Source organism: uncultured Limnohabitans sp., from assembly GCF_937889215.1.
Lineage (GTDB): Bacteria > Pseudomonadota > Gammaproteobacteria > Burkholderiales > Burkholderiaceae_C > Limnohabitans_A.
Map to the genome: position 1 here is coordinate 1 of NZ_CALBEX010000576.1, position 4,944 is coordinate 4,944.

Annotated in this window: 8 protein-coding genes and 1 pseudogene; 4 read left to right on the forward strand and 5 right to left on the reverse strand. The window is 59.5% G+C overall.

Annotated elements, in window-relative coordinates:
• Positions 1-47: 47 nt before the first annotated feature.
• The 5 genes from trxC to Q0341_RS14460 all read right to left on the reverse strand — a co-directional run bounded on the left by trxC (position 48) and on the right by Q0341_RS14460 (position 2,808).
• Positions 48-494 carry a thioredoxin TrxC gene (gene trxC, locus Q0341_RS14440; RefSeq protein ID WP_299514721.1) on the reverse strand — a complete coding sequence of 149 codons (447 nt, stop codon included), beginning with the start codon at positions 492-494 and terminating at the stop codon, positions 48-50.
• Between the two features lie 97 nt (positions 495-591).
• On the reverse strand, positions 592-852 hold the full coding sequence (gene infA, locus Q0341_RS14445) for a translation initiation factor IF-1 (RefSeq protein ID WP_019426546.1): 261 nt from the start codon (positions 850-852) through the stop codon (positions 592-594).
• A 14-nt stretch (positions 853-866) separates the two neighbouring features.
• Entirely contained in the window at positions 867-1,082 is a 216-nt protein-coding gene (locus tag Q0341_RS14450; protein ID WP_299514724.1) for a hypothetical protein, read from the reverse strand.
• Between the two features lie 408 nt (positions 1,083-1,490).
• Entirely contained in the window at positions 1,491-1,685 is a 195-nt protein-coding gene (locus Q0341_RS14455) for a DUF2905 domain-containing protein (RefSeq protein ID WP_299514727.1), read from the reverse strand.
• A gap of 19 nt (positions 1,686-1,704) precedes the next feature.
• Positions 1,705-2,808, reverse strand: coding sequence for an SAM-dependent methyltransferase (locus Q0341_RS14460; RefSeq protein ID WP_299514729.1), 1,104 nt, complete (start codon positions 2,806-2,808; stop codon positions 1,705-1,707).
• 226 nt (positions 2,809-3,034) lie between these two features.
• Here Q0341_RS14460 and Q0341_RS14465 point away from each other — a divergent pair, with 226 nt between their 5' ends.
• The 4 genes and pseudogenes from Q0341_RS14465 to Q0341_RS14480 form a co-directional block, all read left to right on the forward strand.
• Positions 3,035-3,808, forward strand: coding sequence for an SDR family oxidoreductase (locus Q0341_RS14465; protein ID WP_299514731.1), 774 nt, complete (start codon positions 3,035-3,037; stop codon positions 3,806-3,808).
• Positions 3,805-4,200 carry a dihydroneopterin aldolase gene (locus Q0341_RS14470; RefSeq protein WP_299514733.1) on the forward strand — a complete coding sequence of 132 codons (396 nt, stop codon included), beginning with the start codon at positions 3,805-3,807 and terminating at the stop codon, positions 4,198-4,200. Before Q0341_RS14465 ends, Q0341_RS14470 begins: the two co-directional genes overlap by 4 nt.
• Complete coding sequence (locus Q0341_RS14475; protein WP_299514735.1) at positions 4,197-4,568, forward strand: dihydroneopterin aldolase; 372 nt, start codon at positions 4,197-4,199, stop codon at positions 4,566-4,568. Before Q0341_RS14470 ends, Q0341_RS14475 begins: the two co-directional genes overlap by 4 nt.
• Positions 4,569-4,573: 5 nt before the next feature.
• Positions 4,574-4,944: pseudogene (locus Q0341_RS14480) on the forward strand (tRNA 2-thiocytidine(32) synthetase TtcA); the annotation flags it as partial.

Consider the following 4,944-nt stretch of genomic DNA (forward strand, 5'->3'; position numbering starts at 1 on the left):
GTCGGTGTTTGTAGGTCGGTGCCTTCAGGTCCGACAAACGCTGGACATCACAAATGCGAGCGCGTCCAGTCGGCGATGTCTTGCGCTGTGCGAAAAGCGCCCGCCTGGCGGGCCACTTCTTTGCCGCCGACAAACAAGGCGAGGGTCGGGATGCTGCGGATGTTGAAACGGGCGGCCATGGCCTGCGCTTCTTCGGTGTTGAGTTTGGCCACACGCACTTGGGGCTCCAAAAGGCCAGCGGCTTGCGCATAAGCCGGGGCCATCATGCGGCAAGGGCCGCACCAAGGGGCCCAAAAGTCCACCAACACAGGCACATGGTTGCGGCCAATGTGCTTGTCAAAACTGGTGTCATCGAGCGCTGCCGGTTGGCCATCAAAAAGCGTTTGGTGGCAATGTCCGCAATCGGGTGCATTGCGCATATCCGCCTCACGCACCCGGTTGGTGGTGTGGCAGTGCGGACAAACAATGTGCAAAGTATCGGATGAAACGGTCATGAAATCCCCTGTGTTTAAAAATCACTTGGGGGCCATGCTGCGCGATTCAAGAGCCTGGCGCGTTGACTCAGATCAACGCAACGGGAACCAAACAGGCTCAGCGTGCGGGCGGACGGCGCGGTGCCATGGGGGCACGGCCAGCCAGGTGACGGAAGCTGATGCGGCCTTTGCTCAGGTCGTAAGGCGAGAGTTCCAGCGTCACACGGTCACCCGCCAAAATGCGGATGTGGTTCTTGCGCATCTTGCCAGCCGAATAAGCAATCAATTGGTGGCCGTTGTCCAGGGTCACGCGAAAACGGGTGTCGGGCAACACCTCGTTGACCACGCCCATCAGTTCAATCAGTTCTTCTTTAGCCATTTAAAACGTCTTTCTCAAAGCAGGATCGGTTTCGTCGTCTGGCGCTCCACCCACAACATGCCTTCATCGAGGGCATATTGGCTGGCGGCGTCAGGCGTTGCAAATTCGGGCACAAACCGCATCACACGGTCAGTGCTGGCACTGCCGCGGCCACTGGCCACGGACACTTGCGCGCCAAATGCGCCATTGGGCAAAGCCCTGGAACACGGTTGAATTCGGAATTTTCCCATGGAGATGGGTTGGTGTGAACAATATTGAACAGTCATGTATTTTAACGAAGGGGGTCGCACCGCTTGGCTGGCCCTCAGGGGGCTGTGCGGCGGCACGGGTCTTGGCATGTCCTGCTGCCAAAAAAGCGCCCCCATAAGCAGCCCTGAAGGCCTGCCCAACAACAGCACCGTGCAGAGGTGCGTCAAAAAGGAAGCAAAAAAATCGTCTGGGCCCAGCTTAGGTAAGCATGGCGGGCGATGTGCACAGTGGAGGACAAGACTGGCATCCCTCTGCCGGGATGCGCTATCGGCTCGCAGGGAGCTAGATGGGCATAAGTCGCCAATGGCGTGCCTTACTGTAACACGTTCGGTGCCGTCTCTGCCTTTTCGTCGGGCAGCGGCTGGCTGTGTGCAGCCAGCCGCTGTGCTTCATAACCAGCGCGCGATGCCAGCCGCCACCATGCTCAGCAGCAAGGTGCTGGTGATGGGGATAAAAAACTCCCGGCCGAACAAACGAAATCGGAAGTCTCCAGGAAGGCGGCCGATGCCAATTTTTTCAAGCCACTTTTGCAGGCCACTGAAAATGATGAGCGCCAAAAACACCACGATGAGCCAACGCAACATGAGCTTGCCTCGGTGCCGTTTACAGGCGGTGCGAGCGGTCGCCACGGGCAAAACCCTGGGCGGACACATCGGCAGAAGTGGAAAAACCGATCACCTTGAACAACTCACCCATTTCGTGCTCGTTGATCAGGCGCTGGGCCTGGCTGCGCTCGGCCAAACTGGCGTTTGCCATGCGCTCGGCCAAACCCAGGTTCAGCAAAAACCAGGCTTGGCTGGTGTAGCCCAACACATTCAGCCCGGCGTTTTGCGCCGCCAAGGCCACCCCGGTGAAGTTGACATGGGCGGTGATGTCTTTTTGGCCCACCGCCACCAAGGGGTTGTCGTCGGCCTGGTGCAGCTGGTGGCACATGACAGTGCCCATGTGGCGCTGGGGGTGGAAGTATTCGGCCCCGGGGAAACCGTAATCCAGAAAGAACGCTGCCCCGCCGCGTCCGGCCAGCAGCCGCTCAGCCAGGCTGGCGATAAAGGCTTCGGCTTGGGGGTGAATCTCGGTCAGGTAATCGTGCTCGCCTTCGATCTCGACAGGCGGGCGCAAGTCGGTGATGCAGTCTTGCCAAGCGAATTCTTCACCGGTGGTGACCACGCCGCGCTCGTGCCAAACGCCTTGCGTGCACTGCAAAAGCTGTACCGGCATGGCGTCCAGCACTTCGTTGCCCACCACTACGCCCTCAATGGCGTCGGGCCAAGCGTCGAGCCAGCGCACTTTGGCGGCATGCTTCAGCAAGGTCTCGGCCTGCCGAGCGCGCAAAGTGCCCGACAAGTCAATGATGGTGTAACGCTTCACGGCATCGCCCAGACTGTCCAGCAGCTGCAGGGCCAGGGCACCGGTGCCCGCGCCAAACTCCCAGACTTCATCCGTGCCAGTGGCCGCCAGCGCCTCTTGCACCTGCACCGCCAGGGATTGGCCAAACAGGGGCGACATGCCCGGGGCAGTTACGAAATCGCTGCCCGAAGAGGGCATAGCCCCGAACTTTTGCAAAGCGTTGGTGTAATAGCCCAGACCCGGCTCGTACAAGGCCATGGCCATGAAACGGTCAAAACCGATCCAGCCCCCGGCCTGTGCGATGGCTTGGTGGATGCGGTGCGTCAGTTCGTTGGGGGCAGAGGGCTTTGGCGGAGTCACGCAAGGATTGTCGCCGAAGGTGGGTGGGGTTTACCGAGGCACCGGGGTCAGAGGTCATGGCTTGGCCGATAATTGGCGGTTGGCTTCAACGGGTGGCATGCTGGACTTGATCCAGCATCCACAGTTACGCAAGCATGGACCCCGGATCGAGTCCGGGGCGACAAACTCTCTGAACCGACCTTTCCTGATATCCCGTCATCGCCCGAATCACAAGCTGCTCACATTCATGAAACAAGTTCTGGTCACCGGAGGCGCTCACCGCCTGGGCGCAGAGATCGTTCGCCAATTCGCGGCGGCGGGCTGGCGCGTGTGGTGCCATTACCAACGCTCAGCTGCTGCAGCGCAGGGCTTGCAGGCCGAACTGCAATCGCAGGGCGCAAGTGTCGAACTGGTGCAGGCCGACCTGGCGCAAAGTTCCGAGGTTGAGCGCATGGTGGCCTACATCACGCAGGCCACCGGGCCGCTCGATTGCCTGGTGAACAACGCCTCGCTCTTCGAACCGGACGAGGGCACCAACATGGACTTGACGGGTGCCCGTTTGCAGTTGGAAGTGAACCTGATTGCGCCCATGTTGCTGGCCTCGCTGATGGCGCAGCAATCCGCGCCCGACGCGAAATCCGGTCAACGCAGCGTGATCCACATCCTGGACCAAAAGGTGTTCAACCTGAACCCGGACTATTTCTCGTACACCGTCTCCAAATTGGCGCTGGAGCGCGCCGTGTCCTTGCAGGCCCAAGCTCTGGCCCCTTTGCGGGTGTGTGGCGTGGCCCCGGGCCTCATGTTTTTGAGCGGCCCACAAACCCAAGAGAACTTTGACCGCAACAGCCGCGTGAACCTCTTGCGCGAGCCGATTGACCCGGCGCAGGTGGCGGCCACCTGCCTGTTTTTGGCACAAAACCCCTGCATCACCGGCACCACCGTGTGCGTGGACAACGGCCAGCACCTGGTGCCTTTGGCGCGCGACGTGATGTTTTTGGGTGAACCGAAAGACCCCGCATGAGCGACCTGATGACCGATTTGGCGCTGAATTGCCGCCGCCTGTTTTTGCGAAACCACACGGTGGACGTGCGCATCGGCGCGCACGACTTTGAAAAGCTCGGCCCCCAGCGGATCGTCTTCAATGTGGAGCTGTTTGTGCCCTACAGCGCGTCCACACCGACTCAAGACGATCTGGCCGAGGTGGTGGACTACGACTTCATCCGCGAGGTGATTGCGCGCCGGGTGGCCCAAGGCCACATCGTTTTGCAAGAGACTTTGTGCGACGACCTGATGCTAGAACTGATCGCCCACCCGCAGGTGCGAGCGGTGCGCCTGTCCAGCTGCAAACCCGACGTGTACCCGGACTGCGAAGCCGTCGGGGTTGAAATTTTCCAAATCAAACCCGCGCCATGAAAACACCCGCAGGACACCAAACACTGGAGCTGACCGGTTTGCGCTTTGACGCCAACTTGGGCATCCTCGAGCATGAAAAAATCGAGCCCCAACCGATCCAGGTCGATGCCGAGCTGAACCTGGGCACACAACCCCTGCTGCCCAGCGACGACGACATCACCTCGGTGCTGGACTACCGCAAAGTGCGCAAAATCATCATCGATGAATGCACGGCCGAGCACATCAACCTGTTGGAAACTTTGATCGGCAAAGTCTCGAACCGCCTGATGCAGTTGCCCGGCGTGCTGGGCGTGCGCGTCAAGATTGCCAAACTTGAAATTTTTGAAGACTGCGAAGTGGCCATTCGCATGGAAACTGGACAGTGGTGAACCTCATGAACACAGACACAGCAGCAGACAACGCCTGGATTCAAGCGCAAGCCGAATCAGAGGCCGCCAAAGCCATCAAGATCGAACGCGAAACCCACAAGCTCGAAAAACGCTTGTGCCGCCAGATGGGTCAGGCTATCAGCGACTTCAATCTGATCGAAGAAGGCGACCGCATCATGGTCTGCATGTCGGGTGGCAAAGACAGCTACGGCATGCTCGATATTCTTTTGGGCCTTCAGGCCCGCGCGCCTGTTGGCTTTGAACTTATTGCTGTCAACATTGATCAAGGCCACCCCGGCTTTCCGCAAGACACCCTGCCCAACTACCTTAAAGAGCAAGGTGTGGCCTTTCATATCGAGAACCAGGACACCTACAG

Bases quoted from the DNA above. Each gene is read 5' to 3' on its own strand.
- trxC (WP_299514721.1), bottom strand. From the start codon at position 494: ATGACCGTTTCATCCGATACTTTGCACATTGTTTGTCCGCACTGCCAC.
- infA (WP_019426546.1), bottom strand. From the start codon at position 852: ATGGCTAAAGAAGAACTGATTGAACTGATGGGCGTGGTCAACGAGGTG.
- Q0341_RS14450 (WP_299514724.1), bottom strand. From the start codon at position 1,082: ATGGGAAAATTCCGAATTCAACCGTGTTCCAGGGCTTTGCCCAATGGC.
- Q0341_RS14455 (WP_299514727.1), bottom strand. From the start codon at position 1,685: ATGTTGCGTTGGCTCATCGTGGTGTTTTTGGCGCTCATCATTTTCAGT.
- Q0341_RS14465 (WP_299514731.1), top strand. From the start codon at position 3,035: ATGAAACAAGTTCTGGTCACCGGAGGCGCTCACCGCCTGGGCGCAGAG.
- Q0341_RS14470 (WP_299514733.1), top strand. From the start codon at position 3,805: ATGAGCGACCTGATGACCGATTTGGCGCTGAATTGCCGCCGCCTGTTT.
- Q0341_RS14475 (WP_299514735.1), top strand. From the start codon at position 4,197: ATGAAAACACCCGCAGGACACCAAACACTGGAGCTGACCGGTTTGCGC.